The sequence below is a fragment of the Curtobacterium sp. MCBA15_012 genome (assembly GCF_001864935.2).
Taxonomy (GTDB): domain Bacteria; phylum Actinomycetota; class Actinomycetes; order Actinomycetales; family Microbacteriaceae; genus Curtobacterium.
In genome coordinates, this window is record NZ_CP126267.1 from 3,174,174 (window position 1) to 3,193,513 (window position 19,340).

Annotated in this window: 24 protein-coding genes; all 24 read left to right on the forward strand. The window is 71.6% G+C overall.

Annotation, left to right across the window (positions count from 1 at the left end):
- Positions 1-11 precede the first annotated feature (11 nt).
- The 24 genes from QOL15_RS14675 to QOL15_RS14790 all read left to right on the forward strand — a co-directional run bounded on the left by QOL15_RS14675 (position 12) and on the right by QOL15_RS14790 (position 19,339).
- Positions 12-1,742 (forward strand): phage portal protein, encoded by a 1,731-nt coding sequence (locus QOL15_RS14675; RefSeq protein WP_071245322.1) that lies wholly within the window; start codon positions 12-14, stop codon positions 1,740-1,742.
- Positions 1,684-2,958 carry a phage minor capsid protein gene (locus QOL15_RS14680; RefSeq protein ID WP_071245325.1) on the forward strand — a complete coding sequence of 425 codons (1,275 nt, stop codon included), beginning with the start codon at positions 1,684-1,686 and terminating at the stop codon, positions 2,956-2,958. The genes QOL15_RS14675 and QOL15_RS14680 overlap by 59 nt, the downstream gene beginning before the upstream one ends.
- Positions 2,959-2,973: 15 nt before the next feature.
- Positions 2,974-3,306 (forward strand): hypothetical protein, encoded by a 333-nt coding sequence (locus tag QOL15_RS14685; protein ID WP_071245327.1) that lies wholly within the window; start codon positions 2,974-2,976, stop codon positions 3,304-3,306.
- Positions 3,303-3,449 (forward strand): hypothetical protein, encoded by a 147-nt coding sequence (locus QOL15_RS14690; RefSeq protein ID WP_175473788.1) that lies wholly within the window; start codon positions 3,303-3,305, stop codon positions 3,447-3,449. Before QOL15_RS14685 ends, QOL15_RS14690 begins: the two co-directional genes overlap by 4 nt.
- Positions 3,446-3,700, forward strand: coding sequence for a hypothetical protein (locus QOL15_RS14695; RefSeq protein WP_071245329.1), 255 nt, complete (start codon positions 3,446-3,448; stop codon positions 3,698-3,700). Before QOL15_RS14690 ends, QOL15_RS14695 begins: the two co-directional genes overlap by 4 nt.
- Positions 3,701-3,791: 91 nt before the next feature.
- Positions 3,792-4,613: a hypothetical protein gene (locus QOL15_RS14700; RefSeq protein ID WP_071245331.1), complete on the forward strand. Its 822-nt coding sequence runs from the start codon at positions 3,792-3,794 to the stop codon at positions 4,611-4,613.
- Positions 4,614-4,637: 24 nt separating this feature from the next.
- A complete protein-coding gene (locus QOL15_RS14705; protein ID WP_071245333.1) occupies positions 4,638-5,822 on the forward strand; it encodes a DUF5309 family protein in 1,185 nt (394 codons plus the stop codon).
- Positions 5,823-5,848: 26 nt separating this feature from the next.
- The gene (locus tag QOL15_RS14710; RefSeq protein WP_071245335.1) at positions 5,849-6,289 is read left to right on the forward strand and encodes a hypothetical protein; all 441 of its coding nucleotides are present in this window, start codon (positions 5,849-5,851) and stop codon (positions 6,287-6,289) included.
- Positions 6,289-6,606: a hypothetical protein gene (locus QOL15_RS14715; RefSeq protein WP_071245336.1), complete on the forward strand. Its 318-nt coding sequence runs from the start codon at positions 6,289-6,291 to the stop codon at positions 6,604-6,606. Before QOL15_RS14710 ends, QOL15_RS14715 begins: the two co-directional genes overlap by 1 nt.
- Positions 6,607-6,617: 11 nt before the next feature.
- Positions 6,618-6,983 (forward strand): HK97 gp10 family phage protein, encoded by a 366-nt coding sequence (locus QOL15_RS14720; RefSeq protein WP_065961270.1) that lies wholly within the window; start codon positions 6,618-6,620, stop codon positions 6,981-6,983.
- Positions 6,980-7,432 carry a hypothetical protein gene (locus QOL15_RS14725; RefSeq protein WP_071245338.1) on the forward strand — a complete coding sequence of 151 codons (453 nt, stop codon included), beginning with the start codon at positions 6,980-6,982 and terminating at the stop codon, positions 7,430-7,432. The genes QOL15_RS14720 and QOL15_RS14725 overlap by 4 nt, the downstream gene beginning before the upstream one ends.
- 78 nt (positions 7,433-7,510) lie before the next feature.
- A complete protein-coding gene (locus QOL15_RS14730) occupies positions 7,511-8,221 on the forward strand; it encodes a phage tail tube protein (protein WP_071245340.1) in 711 nt (236 codons plus the stop codon).
- A gap of 86 nt (positions 8,222-8,307) precedes the next feature.
- Complete coding sequence (locus QOL15_RS14735) at positions 8,308-8,718, forward strand: hypothetical protein (RefSeq protein WP_071245342.1); 411 nt, start codon at positions 8,308-8,310, stop codon at positions 8,716-8,718.
- Positions 8,719-8,741: 23 nt separating this feature from the next.
- A complete protein-coding gene (locus QOL15_RS14740; RefSeq protein WP_071245344.1) occupies positions 8,742-9,017 on the forward strand; it encodes a hypothetical protein in 276 nt (91 codons plus the stop codon).
- Complete coding sequence (locus tag QOL15_RS14745; RefSeq protein ID WP_071245345.1) at positions 9,010-12,735, forward strand: hypothetical protein; 3,726 nt, start codon at positions 9,010-9,012, stop codon at positions 12,733-12,735. The genes QOL15_RS14740 and QOL15_RS14745 overlap by 8 nt, the downstream gene beginning before the upstream one ends.
- Positions 12,732-13,619, forward strand: a complete 888-nt coding sequence (locus QOL15_RS14750; RefSeq protein WP_071245347.1) for a hypothetical protein — start codon at positions 12,732-12,734, stop codon at positions 13,617-13,619. Before QOL15_RS14745 ends, QOL15_RS14750 begins: the two co-directional genes overlap by 4 nt.
- 17 nt (positions 13,620-13,636) lie before the next feature.
- Positions 13,637-14,761, forward strand: coding sequence for a hypothetical protein (locus QOL15_RS14755; protein WP_139197241.1), 1,125 nt, complete (start codon positions 13,637-13,639; stop codon positions 14,759-14,761).
- The gene (locus QOL15_RS14760) at positions 14,758-15,633 is read left to right on the forward strand and encodes a hypothetical protein (protein WP_071245352.1); all 876 of its coding nucleotides are present in this window, start codon (positions 14,758-14,760) and stop codon (positions 15,631-15,633) included. Before QOL15_RS14755 ends, QOL15_RS14760 begins: the two co-directional genes overlap by 4 nt.
- Positions 15,634-15,696: 63 nt before the next feature.
- Positions 15,697-16,356: a hypothetical protein gene (locus QOL15_RS14765; protein ID WP_071245354.1), complete on the forward strand. Its 660-nt coding sequence runs from the start codon at positions 15,697-15,699 to the stop codon at positions 16,354-16,356.
- Positions 16,356-17,336 carry a D-alanyl-D-alanine carboxypeptidase family protein gene (locus QOL15_RS14770; protein WP_071245356.1) on the forward strand — a complete coding sequence of 327 codons (981 nt, stop codon included), beginning with the start codon at positions 16,356-16,358 and terminating at the stop codon, positions 17,334-17,336. The genes QOL15_RS14765 and QOL15_RS14770 overlap by 1 nt, the downstream gene beginning before the upstream one ends.
- Before the next feature lie 10 nt (positions 17,337-17,346).
- A complete protein-coding gene (locus QOL15_RS14775) occupies positions 17,347-17,823 on the forward strand; it encodes a hypothetical protein (protein ID WP_071245358.1) in 477 nt (158 codons plus the stop codon).
- Positions 17,824-17,852: 29 nt separating this feature from the next.
- On the forward strand, positions 17,853-18,113 hold the full coding sequence (locus QOL15_RS14780; RefSeq protein ID WP_065961294.1) for a hypothetical protein: 261 nt from the start codon (positions 17,853-17,855) through the stop codon (positions 18,111-18,113).
- Positions 18,110-18,826: a collagen-like protein gene (locus tag QOL15_RS14785; RefSeq protein WP_071245360.1), complete on the forward strand. Its 717-nt coding sequence runs from the start codon at positions 18,110-18,112 to the stop codon at positions 18,824-18,826. The genes QOL15_RS14780 and QOL15_RS14785 overlap by 4 nt, the downstream gene beginning before the upstream one ends.
- Positions 18,827-18,847: 21 nt before the next feature.
- A complete protein-coding gene (locus QOL15_RS14790; RefSeq protein ID WP_071245362.1) occupies positions 18,848-19,339 on the forward strand; it encodes a hypothetical protein in 492 nt (163 codons plus the stop codon).
- Position 19,340: the final 1 nt, after the last annotated feature.

The window sequence follows — 19,340 nt, forward strand, 5'->3', positions numbered from 1 at the left end:
GGAGGCCCCCGATGCCGCAGCCCGCCGACGTGTGGCCCCCGCAGCCGTTCGACACCGCGTTCGCCCGGTTCGCCGAGCACGACGCCTGGTACTGCGGCGACACCGCCACCCTCGCCGGCATCTACGGCGGGAAGGGCGTCCCGACGACGCACCACCGCGGCAGCGTCCCGCACCGCGGCGGCGTGATCGGTGCCCTGTCGAAGATGTGGTGGGGGCAGCCGCAGGACACCGCGGACGGCCGCATGAAGATGCACCTCCCCGTCCCCGCGGACATCGCGCAGCTCTCCTCGGACCTGCTGTTCGCCGAGGCGCCGAAGATCCGCTACCCGAAGCCGGACACGGTCCCGAACGCGACCGACGAGCAGCGGCAGCAGCAGGCCGCGTGGAAGCACCCCGCGCAGGACCGCCTCGACACGATCATGGGGTCCGACGAGGCGCACGCCGAGCTGCTCAACGGCGGCGAGCTCGCCGCGTCCTCCGGCGGCACCTACTTCGCCGTCACCTGGGACGCCACGCTCCGCGACCACGTCTGGTTCCGCGCGTTCCACCACGACTGCGCGATCCCCGAGTTCCGCTACGGCGTACTCACCGCGGTCACCCTGTGGACGGAGTACGACACTACCGCGCAGGGCGGCGCCCTGTACCGGCTCCTCGAGCGGCACGAGCCGGGCCTCATCACCTACGAGCTGCACGAGGGCGGCCCCGGCAACCTCGGCCCCCTCGTCCCGATGCGCACCCTCCCCGAGACGGCGCACTACGAGGGCCTCCGCTCCGCGGCCGAGCTCGAACCGTTCGCGGATGCCCCGGAGCTCGTGGAGCTCGACAACCCGACGATCACCGTCGCGACGGGCGTGCCCCGCCTCGCGGTGCGGTACATGCCGAACGTCCGTCCCTCGCGGGACTGGCGGAAGCTGGGCCCGCTCGCGAACCTCGGCCGGTCCGACTACGCCGGCATCGAGGATCTGTTCGACAAGATCGACCAGGCCTGGTCGTCGCTCATGCGCGACCTCGAGAACGGGCAGGGGCGGCTCACCGTCCCCGAGCAGTTCCTCGAGACCGGCAAGCCCGGCGAGGGCGCGAAGTTCGACGTCAACCGCACCGTGTACGTCGGCGTGCAGGCGCTCGGCAGCTCGGACAAGCTCGGCGACCAGATCGTCGAGACGCAGTTCGAGATCCGCGTGCAGCAGCACCTCGACACGATCGACGCCCTCAAGCGGGAGATCGCGACGATGTGCGGCTACTCGCCCGTGCACCTCGGTCTCCGCGACGTTCAGCAGGGCGCGAAGACCGCCACCGAGGTGTCCGCGGACCTGTCCGACTCGGAGCGCACCCGCGACAAGAAGGCGCTCTACGCGAAGCCGGCCCTCGCCGAGCTCGCGCAGGTCGCCCTCGCGATCGACGGCGCCGTGTTCCCCGGCAAGGGCGGCGGCTGGTACGACGAGCTGCCCGACGTCGAGTTCGCCGAGGTGTCGCAGGTCGACCCGCTCAAGAACGCGCAGACGATCGGGATGCTCGACGGTGCCCGGTCCGTGTCGATCCTCACCCGCGTGCGGATGGCCGGTCAGGTCCCCGAGGAGGAGATCGCCGCCGAGGTCGCCCGCATCCGCGACGAGGAGAGTCTCGGCCAGATGCGCGACCCCGCGTCACCGCTGTTCGAGGCACCAGAGGACGAGGAGCCCGACGATGGCGAGCAGCAGCAGCCCGCAGGGGCAGCAGCCGGAGCAGCGCCGACCGACCGCTGAGGCCGTCGCCGCGCTCGTCGCGCTGCACATCACCGCTGAGTCGGAGCTGCTCGACCAGATCACCGAGATCCTGCGCCGGGCCTCCTCAGTCGAGGCGGCCCGGCCCGCGATCCGTCGCGTCGCGCTCGCGATCGCCCGGGCGCTCGACCGGCGCGTGCCCCCGCTCGTCGACGAGGTGATCGACGGGGAGCTGGTCGACGGCGCCGCGACCGCCGAGCGGGAGGTGCTGGCGGACATCGTCCAGCTCACCGACGGGGGCGCGCAGAAGGCGATCGAGGGTCGCATCCGTCGGGTCCTCGGCCGCGAGCTGCCGGCGGGCGCGTTCAGGGGGACGCCCGGCGGCATCCCGCCTCGCCGGCCTCCGGGCTCGGCGCTCGTGCCGGCGGGACGGCCGCGGGACTTCGACCTCAGCGTCCCGACGTCGGTGCGCGCCGAGGCCGCGATCCGCGAGTCCCTGGTCTCCGACCTGCAGGACGTGCGCCGCCGCATCACCCGCCTCGACAACGACATCTACAAGATGCTCGCCCCGCAGGCCGCCCGCGTGCAGGTGCTCGACTTCGAACTCACCCCCGCGCAGGCGCAGGCGATCGCGTGGCGAGACTTCACGTCGAATGGCATCACCGGGTTCACCGACAAGTCCGGCCGCGAGTGGTCGCTGTCGGCGTACACGGAGATGGCGGTCCGGACCGCGGCGGCCCGCGCGTTCAACGCGTCGCACCTCGAGCGGATGCACGCGATCGGGGTCCGCTACTTCACCGTCTCCGACGTCGGCTCCCCGTGCCCGCTGTGCCTGCCCTGGCAGGGCGCCGTGCTCACCGACGGCCCGGTCGCGGCCCCGGAGATGCACGTCGACGCGACGATCGCGGAGGCGCGCACACGCGGCCTGTTCCACCCGAACTGCCGCCACTACCTCACCGCCGTGTTCCCCGGCATCAGCGTCCTCCCGCCCCGGCAGGAGTGGACGCCCGCACACGAGGCCCGCTACCGCGCCGTGCAGAAGCAACGCCGCCTCGAGCTCGCGGTGCGGAAGGCGAAGCGGCAGCAGGAGAACGCGCTCGACGGCGACCGGGCCGCCGACGCGAAGGCGAAGGTCCGGGCGGCGCAGAAGCGGCTCCGCGACCACGTCAACAGCCGCGACGACCTCTCCCGCAACTCACGGCGCGAGCAGCCGCACCTCCGCGACGCATACGCGCAGATCCCGCTCTTCACCAGCTGACCCCAGGAGGCCACCATGAGCACCAACGTCGACGACATCATCGAGCGCCTCCGCGGGCGGACCCTCACGTCCGAGGACGCACAGGCCGTCATCGCGATGGTCCGGTCCCGCACGACCGCGGACGAGGTCCCGACGGGCGACCCGCTGCGTGACGTCGCGATCGAGCGGTTCTTCACCGCGAGCGAGCACGAGGACGTCGTCGCCCTCCGCGACCGCATCGTCGACCTCGGCACCGAGATCGACCGTCGGGTGCCCGCCGGCCGCAACAAGGCGCTCGCGCTCACCGCGCTCGAGGATGTGCAGATGCGCGGCAACCGCGGGCTGTTCGCGCCGGAGCACCTGAGGTGATCCTCGGCGTCGGCGCGACCGTGATCCACCAGGAGCGCGTCTGGACCGTCGTCGCGACGTCCGCGCACTCCCGGTTCCTGCAGTCCATCGACGGCTGCTGCAACACCCGCGTCGACGTCGACCAGCTACAGGAGGCCCCGTGAGCGCCGAGACCCTCGCCGTTCTCGAAGCGGCCGTCGCTGCGCACGTCGCCGACGAGCACACCGGCTACCACTCGCGCGGCTGGGTGCTCGGCTTCCAGGCGTCCCGGTTCCAGCCGGATCCCACGCTCGACCCCGTCGACAACATCAGCGGGTACATCGCCGCCGAGGGCACATCCGCGGAGCTCGCGATCGGGTTGTGCCGGGTGACGACTGCACGTATCGAGCGCGTCGTGCTCGAGGACGACCTGTGACCGAGAACCGGTGGCCGCTCGGCCCCATCACCGACCTACCCACGTCCGACCAGGCGTCGGACACCACCCCCGAGGAACCCAGGAGGCTCCCGTGACCCGCACCGTCCCCAGCACCGCACTCCCCGTCGTCGCCGACCGCGACGGCCTCGCCGTCATCGGCCGCACCCGCCACGACCTCATGGGCATCCGCTACGAGGGCGGAGAGGGCGGCGCCGGACCGGCTGCCGCCGCCGGCCAGGCCGACGCAGCGGCTGCCGCTGCTGCTGGCGCGGGCGACCAGACCGGCGCCGCCGGTGCCGACGCCCCGTGGACCAAGGACAACTTCGACCCCGAGCGCGCGTACCGCCTCGTCGAGAACCTCCGCGGCGACCTCGCCGCCGCGAAGACGAAGACCGACACGGCGATCGCCGAGGCCGCGGAGAAGGCGAAGAAGGACACCCTCGCCGAGTTCGCGAAGCTGCTCGGCGGCGGTGAGCAGCAGGAGACCGACCCCGCGAAGCTCGCCGAGAAGGTCACCGAGCTCTCCGGCCAGGTGCAGGCCAAGGACGGCGACCTCACGAAGGCGCAGGCCGACGTGAAGGCCGCGAACCTCACCATCGCCGTGCTCCGCTCCCCCGCGGCGCGCGAAGCGAACACCGACCTGCTGCTCAACAACGAGCAGTTCAAGACCACCATCGCGTCGGTAGAGCCGACCGATGGGGCCGCGATCACCGCGGCCATCACCAAGGCGCTGCAGGACAACGCCGCCCTCAAGGCAACCCCTTCCCGCTCAGGTGGCGGCGAACACCAGGGAGCCACCGTGCAGTCGCTCGAGGCGCAGCTCGCAGCCGCGACGAAGGCGAAGAACTTCACGGAGACCATCCGCCTCAAGCAGGCCATCGCCGCCGCCCGGCAGCGAGCCGCTCAGGGCTAGCCAACCAACCAGAAAGGCCAGCACATGCCTGGAATCGTTGGGCAGGGGACCACCTACAACCTGCCGAACTTCGTCGGTGAGCTCTTCGGAGTCTCCCCGGAAGACACCCCGCTCCTCTCCGCGATCGGCGGCCTCACCGGCGGTGAGCAGACCACGTCGACCACGATCGAGTGGCAGGGCTACGACCTGCGCGACCCGGACGAGAACCGCCAGCGCGTCGAGGGTGCGCCCGCGCAGCCGTCGGAGAACCGCGTGCGGTTCAACGTCGACAACGTGGTCGAGATCCACCAGGAGACCGTCGAGGTCAGCTACACGAAGCAGGCCGCGACCGGCCAGCGCAACGGGGCGAACATCGACGGCACCAACCCGGTGACCTCGGAGCTGCCGTGGCAGGTCGAGAAGGCGCTCAAGCAGGTCGCCCGCGACGTCGAGGCGTCGTTCATCCGTGGCCGGTACAACAAGCCGGCCGACAACACGGACGTCCGCAAGACCCGGGGCCTGCTCGAGGCGATCACGACCAACGTCGTCAACCTCGGCGAGTCCCACTCGGCCCTGTCGGCCGCGACGGACACGATCACCGAGGCGTCGACGACCCTGTCGAACGACGACAAGGTCGTCTTCACCGACACCGGCGCGTCCACCGCGATCAGCCGCAACCGCGTCTACTTCGTCGTCGGCAAGGCCTCGGGGTCGTTCAAGGTCGCCGCGACCAAGGGCGGCCAGCCGATCACCGTCGGTACCGCCACCGTGAGCCTCTACAAGCTCGACGGGGACGCCCCGACGAAGTCGGCCTACGACGACGTGTTCCAGCTCGCCTACGACAACGGCGGCATCGCCGAGGGCGAGACCGCGACGATCATGGTCGGCTCCTCGCAGAAGCGGAACATCTCGAACGCCTACGCGGCGAACGCGAACAACCTGGTCGCGGACCGCAACGTCGGCGGGGTCAACTTCCAGACCCTCGAGACCGACTTCGGTCGCATGAACATCATGCTCAACCGGTGGGTCCCGGCCGACGCCCTCGTCGTGCTCTCGATGGAGCAGCTCACCCCGCGGTTCCTCGAGATCCCGGGCAAGGGCCACTTCTTCCAGGAAGACCTGGCGAAGATCGGCGCGTCCGACCGCGTCCAGCTCTACGGCGAGATCGGCCTCGAGTACGGCAACGAGAAGGCCCACGCGGTCCTCCGCGGCCTGCCGACCACCCGCTAGCACCACCCACCGCCGAGGAGGCCAGCATGACCAGCAGCATCATCCCGGACACGCTGGCCTCCCCGGAGGACTACGCCGCACTCCCCGGCGCCCCTGCCGCGCCCGCCGACATCGCGTTCACGCTCGAGGCGTGCAGCGACATCGTGCTCCGCGCGACCATCACCGCGGTCTACGACACCGACACGGCGACCGGGCTCGCGTCCGATCCCGCCGTCCGGCAGGCCCTCACCGACGCGACGTGCATCCAGGCCGCGGCCTGGGTGACGCTCGGGATCAAGCCGTACGCGGGCGGCGTCGTGCAGGGCGGCATCAAGACCTCGGCGAAGGTCGGCACCGCGTCCTTCGAGTACGCCGGAGCCGCGCAAGCCGCCGCCGCTCGAGCGGACGCCGCCGTGTCGCTCGTCCCCGCCGCCCTCCGGCGGCTGCAGAACCGCGGCCTCATCAGCCAGAGCGTCCGGGTCATCTGATGGACGAGCTCGAAGACTTCTGGGTCCACACGATCACCGTCGAGACGTACCTCGGCGAGGGCGGCAACGGCGTCGCCTACGCGGCGCCCGTCGACGTGCCGTGCTTCATCGACGGCGGCACGAAGATCGCACGGACCGCAACCGGCGAGCAGCTCGTCGTCGCCGCGCCCGTGTACGCGCCGCCCGAGCACGCCGGCACGCTCACCGCCGGGTCGAAGGTCACCGTCCGCGGGCGGCCCGCGCGCATCCTCGCCGCGACCGTCTACGACTCCGGCAGCCTCGACCTCCCGGACCACGTGCAGATCGCCCTCACCTGATCGGAGCCGCCGTGTCGATCGAGTGGGAGGACTCCTTCGACTGGGACGGCCTGCAAGCCCGGAAGGCCGCCGCCGTCACCCCCGCGGTCGCCGCCGGCATGGAGGTCGTCCGGCAGGTCGTCACCCCGAAGGTGCCCGTCGAGATGGGCCACCTCGTCGGCTCCCCCAGCGTCACCGCGGTCGGTCACGAGGCGACCATCCGGTACGGCGGCCCGTACGCCCGGTACCAGGAGTTCGGCGTCTACTACCGATGGGGCATGCGCGGCGCGCCGCTGAAGCACACCCACGGGCAGTCCTTCTACCTGACCACGGGCATCGTCGAGGCCCGCGACCCCGCCCTGCGCGCGTGCGCACGAGTGTTCGAGGAGCGCCTGTGACGATCCCCGCGTCCCCCGTCTCGCAGCTCCTCACCGCCGTCGCCGAGCTCCTCGACGCGGCCGGCGTCGGCGTCTGGTCGCCCGGCACCGCCACGTACGGTCCGGACGACGTCGCGATCTTCCGCGGCACCGAGCGCCCCGTCGACAACCCGCAGCTCATCCTCAACTGGGTCGACACCGACCAGCACCCGGAGATCACGCAGGGCGACGGCATCCTGCAGGTCGCGATGAAGGGCCTCCCGAACCAGCCCGCCTCCGTCGACGACCTCGGCTACGCCGTCTTCGGCGTCCTCCACGGCCTCACCCAGCAGCCCGCCGGGGACGCCCTCATCGTCCAGTGCCTCCGCCGCAACAGCGTGCCGATGGGCCAGGACGAGCAGCTCCGCAAGGAGCGCGCGGACCAGTACGACGTCGTCGTCGAGTGGCCGCCCACCAGTCACCGGCCCTGAGCCGGTAGGTCCCCAGACCAGCCCTCCCCCGTGGGGGCACTTCCGCATGCCCACACACCGCCTCAGGAGGCACATCCCATGAGCACTGCGCTCGCACGCAAGTTCGCCTGCGAAGTCACGGCCGACCTCACCCTCGCCGGTGGGTGGCTGCGCTTCCGCGGCATGAACGACTTCGCCCCGAACGTGAACCCGAACCTCGAGGACGCGTCCGACTACGACACCGACGGGTGGGCCTCGTCCGAGGTCACGATGCAGGACTGGTCGGCCGAGGTCGGCTTCTTCCGCCGCAAGAACGGCGGTGTCTACGACCCCGCCCAGGAGCTCGTCCGTTCCCGCATCGGCCGGTTCGAGGACCAGGCGCGCGTCGGTGTCCGCTGGTTCGACAAGTCCGGCGGCCCCGAGGCGAACCAGGGCGTCGCGCTGGTGACCTGGAAGCGCTCGAACACGGGCGTCAAGAACCTCGAGCAGGCGACGGTCACCTTCACCGGCACGGACGTGCCGCTGCAGATCGACATCCCGAACCCGTACCAGGCGACGAAGGCCCCGGTCGTCATCGGCGCCACCCCCGGCGGGCAGGGCACCGGCGAGGGGGTCGCGATCACCGGCTCGAACTTCACCGGCGCGACCGGCGTCAAGTTCGGCGCGACGAACGCGTCGTCGTTCGAGGTCATCAACGACTCGCTCATCATCGCGGTCCTCCCGTCCGGTTCGGCCGGCTCGGCCGCGATCACGGTCACGACGCCCGTCGGCCCGAACGCCACGGCGTTCGCGTACACCCGCGCCGCGTGAGACCCCGGGGCCGCCGTCTCTGGGGACGCGGCGGCCCCGGCCTTCCCCCACCAGTCCCCACCCCTCACGCAAGGAGTCCCCAGCTCATGACGTTCCGCGACTACTACGAACTCGCCGACCCGCTCGTGCTCCCGATCCGGGAGAAGAAGTACGAGATCCCGCCCGCCGTCGCCAGCGACGTACTCCGGTACCGCATCTACCTGGCGAAGCTCGAGGCCGGCGAGCTCACCGAGGCGGACCGCATCGACGACGAGGACTACCTCGTCACCTTCCTCGGCACCGCGCTCGGCGACATGCGCGCCGACGGCGTCCACCCGGGCGTCATCGCGCACGCCGCGCAGACCGCGCTCGCTGAGGCCTTCGCAGGCCGCGAGATCGCCGAGACCGTCTGGAACGCCGCCGACCCAAAAGCGCAGAACGCCCTGCTGCAGGCGGGCCTGCTGGCGAGGGTCTCGACGCCATCGACCAGTACGGACGAGGCGAGTACGACGAGCTGACCGGCACGTGGGAGTGGTACGAGGTGCCGGCCGAGGTCACCGCGAGCCGCACGACCGCCGACTGGGGGCGGATCGTGCAGCGCCTCGACCTCCTCGCGTTCGACATGCAGCACCACCTCGGCCTCCGCCTCACCACGGTCCTGCGCACGCACACGTGGCGCGAGTTCGCCCACCTCGTGTCCGGGCTGCTCGGCCTCGAGGAGCACATCGTGACCGGCCGCGGCGTCACGTCCATACCGGCGTCCCTGCTCGGCGCGCACTTCCACACCCCTGACGACGAGGAGCCCGCCGATGAGTGACACCGAGATCGGCGGCATCACCGGCTTCCTGCGCATCGATGATTCCGACTGGGACCGGAAGATCGCGCACGCCAAGGAGCAGGCCCGCGAGCTCGGCACGATCAGCCCGACGATCACGGTCGACGCGGACACCGCCCACGCCGAGGAGCAGCTCCTCGCGTTCGCCGCGTTCGCTCGGGCGATCGGTGCCGAGTCGGTCACGGTCGACATCAACGTCGACCAGCACACCACCGGCGTGGGCGCCGCCGAGGTCGGGGCGCAGGCTGTCGCCGCCGCTGCGGCCCTCGAGGCCGCCGAGCAGGGCGTCGCTGACGCTCACGAGGACGTCGCGCACGCTGCCGCTCAGGCAGCCGCCGCGGAGAGCGCCCTCGCCACCGCACAGACCACGGCCGCCGGGTCCGCCGAGGCAGCAGCGGACAGCCAGGACGAGGCCGCGCACGCGGCACAGGCGTCCGCTGCGTCGCAGTCCGCTCTCGCGGCTGCGTACATCGAGGCCGTCACCGCCGCGTCGGCGGCGGCCGGCGCCCAGGAGGCCGTCGCCGACGGCCACGACGACGTCGCGTCCTCCGCAGCGACCGCCGCCGCTGCCGAGGCTGGCCTCGCTGCTGCCCAGGCCGCGACCGCCGCGTCCGCTCAGGTCGAGGCGGAGTCGGTCGACGAGGTCACGCACGCCACCGAGGCCGCCGCGGTCTCGCAGTCGGCCCTCGCTGCCGCCTACATCCAGGCGGTCGCTGCGGCGTCGTCCAGCGCAGTCGCGCAGGAGGCCGTCGCTGAGGCCCAGGAGAACACCGCCCAGTCCGCCGCCCAGGCGACCGCCGGTGAGACGACCCTCGCGGCTGCTCAGCGTGCAGCCGAACAGGCCGCCCGCCGCGCCTCGATCGCGCAGATGCGCCTCGACGCGCTCCGCAGCACCGGTCGCGCGACCGCTCTGCAGCTCGCCGGGGCGCAGCTCGCCCTCGACGAGGCCCTCGAGCGCGCTTCGGCCGCCGCACGCCGGGCGGGCATGTCGCAGGAGCAGCTCGACCAGGCCCAGCAGGCGGCGACGGCGTCGGCGATCGCTCAGGCTGCCGCGTCGAACTCGCTCTCCTCGAGCCAGGAGAAGGTCGGCTCGCTCGCCGGCTGGGTCGCGACCGGCATCGGCGCGGCCGTCGCGATCCTCCCCGCCGCGACCTCCGCCGCCGTGGCCTACGGTGGTGCGCTCGTCGGCATGGGTGGCGCCGCGGGGCTCGGCATCGTCGGCGCCGTGCAGGCCGTGAAGTCCGGGACCGCCGTCGGCGAGCAGTTCTCGGGCGTCCTCAACAACCTCAAGGGCGACCTCGACTCCCTTTCGAACACCGCCGCGGTCGCCGTGCTCGACGACTTCGGTCGCGCCGAGCGGTCGGTCACCGGCAACCTGCCGGCGCTCAACAGCCTCGTCCGCGAGCTCGGCTCCTCAGCGGGTCGGGCCGGTGCGGACATCGTCGGCGGGGCCGTCACCGGCCTCCTCGTGATGCGCCCCCTGCTCGTGTCGGTGGAGAACACCGTCGAGTCCGGGGCGTCCGCGTTCCGCCGGTGGGCGGGCAGCACGGACGGGTTCGTCCGGTTCGTGAACGACGCCGGCCACGATCTCCCGCAGCTCAACAGCGCCTTCGGGTCGCTCATCGGCGGCGTCGTCAACTTCATCGGCGCCATGCGGCCCGCCGGGCCCGTCGTGCTCACCCTCGTCGAGGGTGTCGGCAACCTCCTGACCGGGCTGTCGAACCTCGGCCCCGTGCTCCCCGCGATCGCCGTCGGCGCCGGAGGGGCGTTCCTCGCCTTCCAGCTCTGGAAGGGGGTCAACGCGATCCTCGCCGGGGTCGACGCGGGCGCCACCTCGCTCGCGGCGACGTGGGCCCGTGTCAGCGCAGGCCAGTGGAGCGCCGCCGCATCGGCCTCAGCGAACGCCGCAGCGACGAGCGCGCAGGGTGCTGCGGCATCCGGGGCAGCGGCCAGCACGACGCTCCTCGGTCGGGCGCTGACGTTCTCGACCGGCCCCGTCGGGCTCGTCATCGGCGGCCTCGGCGCCCTCGCGGCGATCACCGGCGTCGTGATGTCGGCGACGCAGCAGAACACAAAGGCCGCGGCGGACTACTCGTCGGCGCTGATCCAGGACAACAACGCGATCGGGCAGAACACCGCCAAGCTCGCCGCGCAGTCCCTGCAGCAGGCCGGCGTGCTCGGCACGGCGAAGCAGTACGGCCTCAACCTCACCGAACTCACCTCGGCGGTCACGGGGAACAGCGACGCGCAGGAGCGGGTCAACAGCATCCTCGACAAGCAGATCGCGAAGTACGAGGGCCAGGCAGCCGCGGCGCGCATGGGGTCGAACGGCCAGTCGGCTGCCGCGCGCATCGCGGGCGAGCACGTCGACGCGCTCAAGAAGCTGCAGAACGAGCTCGAGGGCACGACCGACTCCATCGCCAAGGAGAAGAAGCAGCTCGACGACGCGAACTCGGCGTCGTCCGGCGCGGCGAACGCGGCGAAGTCGCAGGCTGCCGCGTACGGCATGACGACGACGGCGTACCGCGACGCAGCGTCCGGCGCTCGGGAGCACATCGCGCAGGCGAAGGCCGCGACCGAGGCCATGCAGATGGAGAACGACGCCGCCGGCCTGCTGTCGAACGCGCTCACGCTGCTCAACGGCGGGGCGCTCTCGGTCGCGCAGGCCCAGACCGGGGTCGCGGCTGCGGTGAACCAGGCCAAGGACGCGTTCAAGGACAACGGCAAGGCGATCGAGGGGAACTCGGCCGCCGCGGTCGCGAACCAGCAGGCGATCCAGCAGCAGGTCTCCGCGGCGCAGCAGATGGCCGAGGCTCAGGCGAAGGCCACGGGCTCCACCCAGGCCGGCGTCGACGCGTACAAGCAGTCGAAGGCGGCCATCGAGGACGCGCTCCGTGCGCAGGGTGCCCTGACCCCCGAGGTGCAGGCGTACATCGACAAGCTCTACGACGTCGACAACCTGAAGGTGAAGCCCACCCAGCTCGAGGTCGACACGGCGCAGGGTGACTTCGGCATCCAGCACATCAAGGACGCCATCGCGTCGGTGCCCGACAAGCACGACACGAAGGCGCAGGCGCTCGTCGACGAGGCAGAGGCCCGGCTCCGGAACCTCAAGCAGAACATCGACTCGGTGCCGGCGTCGAAGCGGACCGAGATGCAGGCCTCGATCGCTGGGGCGCAGCGGCAGCTCGAGATCCTCCAGGCGCAGATCGACGGGATGCGGGGGAAGACGCTGACGATCACGCAGCGCACCGTCCTCGTGCAGGAGGCGGTGAACTCCGGGGCGGCCCCGGGGGTGGCGAAGTCGGCGTACAACGCGCACGGCGGCACCGCGGGCGTCGACGGCATCCGCACCCAGCGGTTCGCCACCGGCGGCACCTCCGGCGGCTCCGTGTGGGGCACGTCGGGGTCGTCGTTCAGCGACAGCATCCCGACGTGGCTGTCCATCGGCGAGGAGGTCGCGTCGGCGCAGGCGATGGCGTTCCCGGGCGCCCGATCGGTCGTCAAGGCGATCAACTCGGACCCCGCCGCCACCATGCAGGCCATCACGCAGAAGTCCGACGCGGCGCCCGTCGCGGTCACGGTCGTCAACAAGTCCGGCCTGTCCACGCTCGACGACCTCATCGAGCTCCACATCGAGAACAACGGCCGGAAGCGCAAGCTCAGGCTCAGCGCCGGACAGCAGGGAGGCGGCCAGTGATCACCTACGACGGCGGCAACGCCTCCTCCTCGTTCACCCGGGTGCTCGACGGTGGGAACGCGCGCTCGGTCTTCAACGCGCCCCTGCTCCGCCTGATCGACGACGCGTCCGGCCCGCGGGTCCAGGTGCAGTTCGGCCAGCTCGCCGCCGGCACGGTGCTCGTCACCGTGTACCGGACGGCGAGCGGCCGGACGATGAAGGTCCGCGGCGGGGTGAACCTCTACGCCGTGGGCGGCGCGTCCGTGCTCGACGCCGAGGTCCCGTTCGGTGTGCCAGTGACGTACCAGGCGGAGCAGTTCGACGGGGACGGGCAGTCGCTCGGGTTCACCCTCTCGTCGGTGATCACCGTCGACGAGCAGCACTCGTGGGTGTCTCAACCGCTGTCGCAGGCGTCGGCGATCCGGGTGCGTGTCCGGACGGTGTCGACGCACTCGCTGGTGCGGCCGTCGCCGGGCGAGATCGTGTTCACCGAGGGCGCGACCGTTGGGCGGGTCATCTCCGGCCAGCGGACCGGTCTCCAGGGCGCGACGATCGTGCTATCCGTCTCGGAGGACAAGGCGGATGCGTTCGACGCGCTGTGGGGCGGGTACTCGCAGGACTTCCCGGCCGTGGTCTGCCTGCGGACCCCGCCGGCTGTCCCGCTCCCCCGGGTGCTGTTCTTCGGCTGCCTCGCTCCGGAACGGCAGTCGTCGGGCGCGAACCGGGCGATCCGGTACTCCCTGCAGGGCGACGAGGTCGCCCCGCCCGCGCCCGGCCTGGTGATCCCCGCGCTGCGCCGGTCCGACATCGACGCCGCCTACCCGTCGCGCGACGCTCGCGCCGCGGCGTACCGAACACGTCTCGCTCGAGACACCGACTACGACCTCGCTGGCCTGGCCGGCTGACCCGGAACGGAGGCCGCATGCGCACCTGTTCCGTCGGCCTACCCGACGTGCTCGCCGGGTCGTTCGACCGCCGGTGGCTCCTCGACGTGTTCTACGACGGAGTCCGGGTGCTGCAGGACGTTCCCTGCACGCGCCCGGACTTCACCGACGACGCTGGGCAGCTCGTCCAGTCGACCGGGACGACGACGATCGTCTACCAGGGGGACTTCGCCGAGTCGATCGCGCCGACCGAGGTGAGCGATCTGCTCGCCCCGTTCGGCACGCAGGTCGAGGTGTACCTGATCGTCTCCGCGGGCCCGGGGTTCACTGAACGAATCCGGATGGGCCGCTACATGGTGGCGGAGACCCCGTCCGTCGTGACGACCCGCTTCGTGCTCAACGGCGGCGTCGTGTCGAAGGGCGACAGGATCGACCTCACCCTCAAGGATCTGTTCTACGGGGTGCAGGTCGACCGGTTCGACACACCGGGGTCCCCGCCCTCGCTCGACTCGGCGTGGGCGGAGGTGCAGCGCCTCACCGGCCTGCAGGTGACGAAGTCGGTCGCCGACGCGCCGATCCCGACGACGGTCGCGTACCAGGAGGACCGGCTGCAGGGTGTCTACGACGTCGCGAACTACGCCCTCGACGCCGTCGCCTGCCTCACCCCGGACGGCACCGTGTCGATGCGGCCGAACGTGTGGCCCGACCCGGTCGACACCGTGCGGTGGGGCGACGACGGCACCCTCGTGCACGTCAACCGGGGTCTCGCGAACGACTCGGTCTACAACAAGGTCGTCGTCCGCGCCTACGACTCGACGCAAGGTGCCGGCGTGCTCGCGTCCGGGGAGATCACGGACGGCCCGCTCCGCACCCGCAACCGTGACGGGTCCCTGTCGCCGTACCGGCGCCGGCCGACGTTCTACTCGTCGCAGTTCATCACGACCCAGGCGCAGGCCGAGGAGTACGTCGCGAAGTGGCTGCCCCGGGTGTCGCAGCTCAAGTCGGTGCAGGTGACGATCACCGAGGTGCTCAACCCGCTCCGCGAGCTCGGCGACGTGCTCACCGTCGACCGGCTCGGAGAGCAGTTCATCGGCCGCGTCGTCGGCATCCGACGAGGCACCGGAGCGAACCAGCAGACGACCCTGGAGGTGGGCGCGCCGTGACCGACGACGACCTCACCCCTCTGCAGCTCGCTCTCGCGAAGAAGTCGACCGTCACCGCGTTCGTCGGCCGGTTCGTCTCGGCCACCGCGACCGGCTGCTTCGTCGACGTCGGCGGCGGCCGTGTACCGGCGCAGTTCGGCTCCGACTACCTGCCCGAGGTCAACGAGCCGGTCAACGTCCTGTTCATCAACGGCGCGCCGTTCATGATGGGGCCCGTCGGCGCGAAGCCCGGCAAGGGCACCGTGCAGTCGGTGTCGGCGTCGGTCGTGACGCTCGACACCGCGTACGGCGAGGTCGTGTGCCCGTACAACCAGGGCGTCACCCCTTCCACCGGGCAGGTGATGCGGATCGGCTGGCGTGAGGGGCCGTTCGCCGAGGCCGTCATGTCGACGTCCCCGAAGCCGGCAGATCCCCCACCGGCGCCCGGCGGCGGCGCGACGACCCATGCCGACGTGTTCACCGCCCTGGACGCCGGCTCGTTCAACGGCCGGTGGTGGACGGCGCAGGTCCGCGCCGACGACTCTGACCTCGGCTGCTGGTTCTACGGGTCGAAGATCAGCGACACCATCCCGGCCGGGGCCCGCATCCAGGCGGTGCAGGTGTACGTCTCCGCCGACCGGATCTACGGCAACCCGCCCATCTTCGGAGTGCACCCGTACCAGTCGAACCCCGGCGGGGCGCCGACGCTCGGCGCGCTCTCGCCGATCCCGGTCGCGCCGGGCTGGGCGACCCTTCCGACGGGGTTCGGCGACGTCCTCAAGGCCGGCGGCGGGTCCGCCGGGGTCGGTGTCGCGCACGGCGGCTTCAACATCTTCCGCAGCCTCGCGCAGGACGGCCAGTCCGGCGCCCTGCGCATCACATCGGTCTACTGACCGCCCATCCCGTTCCCTTCCACGCCCGCCACCGTGCGGGCGTTTTGCATGCAAGGAGCCGTCATGGCACAGGACTCGTGGGGTCCCAAGCACCAGCCGCAGTACTCCGGCAACGGCGTCCCCGCCGACGCCGCCGACCTGTCCCAGATCGCGAACTTCGCGGCGCTCGTCGGCAACCGCAAGGTGGGCACGTCCGCTGATCGGGCGGCGCTCGGCGCCGACGAGAAGTGGCCGGGCCTGGAGTTCTACGACACCGACACCCTCGCGAGCTGGCTGTACGTCGCGGACGCGGGCGGCGGGTCCGCCGGGTGGATCAACCCGAGCATGCGGTTCGCGCAGTTCTCGACCCTCGCGGCTGGCGTGCCGGACGGCGGCCCGTTCCAGCAGGGGACGATCACGAAGGTGAGCGGGAAGACCGCTGGCGGGGACTTCGCGACGCTCGCGAACAACCAGATCACGCTCGTCCCGGGCCTCTACGACATCACGTGGACGCTCAAGATGAACGTCCAGCAGCCGACGACCGCGCGCACCGGGTACGTGCAGTTCGAGGTGCCGGGTGAGACCGAGGCGTTTCGGACTGAGTACGGGCCCGGCGGCGACACCGCCACGGCGAAGGGCGCGTTCATGCTGCTGCAGCCGGCCGCCCCGACGTTCACGTTCTACAAGCAGGGCGGCGGCACCCCGAGCGTGACCGGCACCATCCGCATCCGGAAGGACGCCTGATGTCGGCCAACGGGCAGCTCACCGACGCCGAACTCGTCGTCGTCCCGAACACTGCGGACATCACCACGATCGGGGTGCAGCGCATCGCGGTCGCGGTGCTGCCGTACCTCCTCGCCGCGGCGGCCGAGTTCCGGCAGGAGACCGGGCAGAAGCTCGTCCTCGCCGAGGGCTACCGGCCGCTCGCGACGCAGATCGACTACTTCAACGCCCGCTACCACGTCGTCGCCTCCGGCGGCGTCTGGTGGAACGGGAAGCGGTGGGCGAAGAACGCCGGGGCCGCGACCGCGGCGGTGCCCGGCACGAGCCCGCACGGGAACGCAGTCGCGGTCGACCTCTGGTCCGGCATCGACACATCGTTCACCACGGCGAACCACCGGGTCTGGGTCCGCGTGTCCGCGAAGTACGGGTGGACGAACACCGGCACCGGCTTCGGCGAGCCCTGGCACCAGGAGTGGTCCGCCGCCCGCGTCACGAAGCGCGTCACCCTCACCGCGGCGCTCGTGCGCCCGGCCGCCTCGTCCGGGGCGATCACGAACACCATCACCGGCCGCCCGGCGGCCACGAGCGTCCAGGAGGACGACATGCCCAGCATCGAGCTCGTCAAGCAGGACGGGGACACGTCCGGCACCGTGTGGATGTCCCGAGACCGGATGGAGCGCCGCCCGCTCTCAGCCGCTGACTTCGCGGACGTCGCGTACTGGGTCGGGAAGCAGTTCGGCGAGGACGCGGCGAAGGTACAGGTCGTGCGCAGCCTCACCGCGTTCGGCATCGACATCTCAGCCCGGCCGGACACGTACGAGCTCGTGAAGGACACCCACGGCGACGGCACCGTCTACCTCTCGTTCAACCGCGTGCTGCTCATCGCCCTCACCAGTGCCGCGCTCCCGGCCGCCGTCTGGTGGCTCGACAAGCGCGGCTACGACAACACCGTCTCCCTCACCGACAACCTGGCCGCGTTCGGCGCGGCCCTGCACGCCTAGGAGGCCTGCCATGTTCCAGCGCTACACCACCGCCCTGCTCCCGCTCGGCATCGCGATCCTCGGCGTCCTCGACGCCGCCCGCGCATCCGGCACCGCCTTGCTCGGCTGGCAGACCATCCTGCAGCTCGTCATCCTCGTCGCAACGACCGGGGCCGCGTTCTGGCTGCCGCTCGTCGACGGCCGGTGGGCGGGCCGGTGGAAGACCGGCGCCGCGATCGTCGGCGCGATCGCGTCCGCGCTGATCGCGACGATCCCCGACGGGCACTTCACCACGGCGACGCTGATCCTGTTCCTCACCGCCGCGCTCAAGGCAGTCGCGACGGAGGTCGGCGTGCAGATCCGCGTCGACGCCGCGAAGACCATCGACGCCGGCTCGACTGCCGACCCGGGCGTCCCCTCGATCACGGCACTGCCGGACCCGCGCAAGGTGTCCGACGGTGACCCCGCGATCGTCGGCTCCGAGCCCGCGCCCGCCTCGGCGCCCTGACCACCACGACACCCCAGGAAGGGGTCAGCATGCCCGACGATCGGCCGGACGACGTCACCCTCGGCGAGGTGAACCGGAACCTGCAGGCGTTCAAGGACGACATCAAGGGTGACCTCCGGGAGCTCCGCGACGGGTTCGTCTCCAAGGAGTCGTTCCGTGCGCTCGAGCGCACGGTGCAGGAGATCAAGGAGTCCGCGAAGTTCCGGGTCGGGTCGTGGCTGTCGGTCGCCGGCATCGTCGTCTCCGCCGCGGTCGCGGTGTGGGCGACGCTGCGGGGAGGTGGCGCATGAGGCACCTCCTCACCCGGGGCCCGCGGTGGCTCCGCGCGCAGAATCTCGTCATCATCATCCCCGTCGTCGCGATCGTCGTCGTGCTCGTCGCGCTGTACGTCTCGCAGGCGCAGACCATCGGCGTGCAGCGGGACCGGATCGGCGCGCTCGTCGCGCAGAACGGCCGACAGGCGGACCGGCTCGACGCCGCGTACTCGGAGTACACGAAGCTGTACGGGCAGGCGAAGCAGTCGGGGGTGCAGCCGACCACGGTCGCGCCCTCGGCGCTGCCCGGGCCGACCGGCTCCTCCGGCAAGGACGGCCGCGACGGCCCCCGCGGCTCCGACGGCCGCGGCATCGCGTTCGCACTGTGCACGGCGACGGGGTGGACGGTCACGTACACCGACGGCGACACCGAAAACGCCGGCCAGTGCGTCGGCGACACCGGGTCGGCCGGCAGCCCAGGTGCGACCGGCGCCGCCGGCTCGAACGGCAGCGACGGGCAGCCCGGCGCCCCGGGGGCCCACGGAGCACCGGGCGCGACCGGCGCACAGGGCGACCCCGGACCGGCCGGGCAGACCGGCACCGGCGTCGCATCCGTGTCGTGCGCCACGGCGGCCGACGGCTCCACCGTGTTCCGCTTCCTTCTCACCGACGGCACCACGCAGGACATCCCCGGTTCCTGCGTGGTGCCGTCCCCCTCCCCCTCCCCCACCCCAGACCCCGCGGGCTGACCCGCAGAACGGAGCGACCCGATGGAGACCATCGACGCGCAGATCTTCATCCGTCGAGACACAGCGGCAGGGCTCGCGCCGGTTGTGCCCGCTGACGGTGAACCGGTGTACGAGAAGGACACGAAGCTACAGCGCATCGGCGACGGCGTGACGCCGGTCGCGGAGTTGGACGCTGCTGCCTGGGTTGACGGTGAGACCCACGAGTTCAGCGACGACGTCAAGACCGCGCTCGCCCGATCCTTCATCACCCTCCGCGTCGCTGCAAAGAACCCTGACCTGCTCATCGTGGGCAGCATCACCCGGAATGCCGACGGCGTCGTGACGAGCGCAGCGGTGGTCTGGCCGGACGGGACCCTGGGAACCCTCACGACCGACGTGCTCGACCCTTCGGGGGCCATCAACGGCTACCACCTCACGTACGGCTCGCCCACGGCGAAGACCTTCACGCAGCCGACGATCACGCGGGATTCGTCTGGCGCTGCGATCTCCATCCCGCAGATCGTGGTGAGCTGAC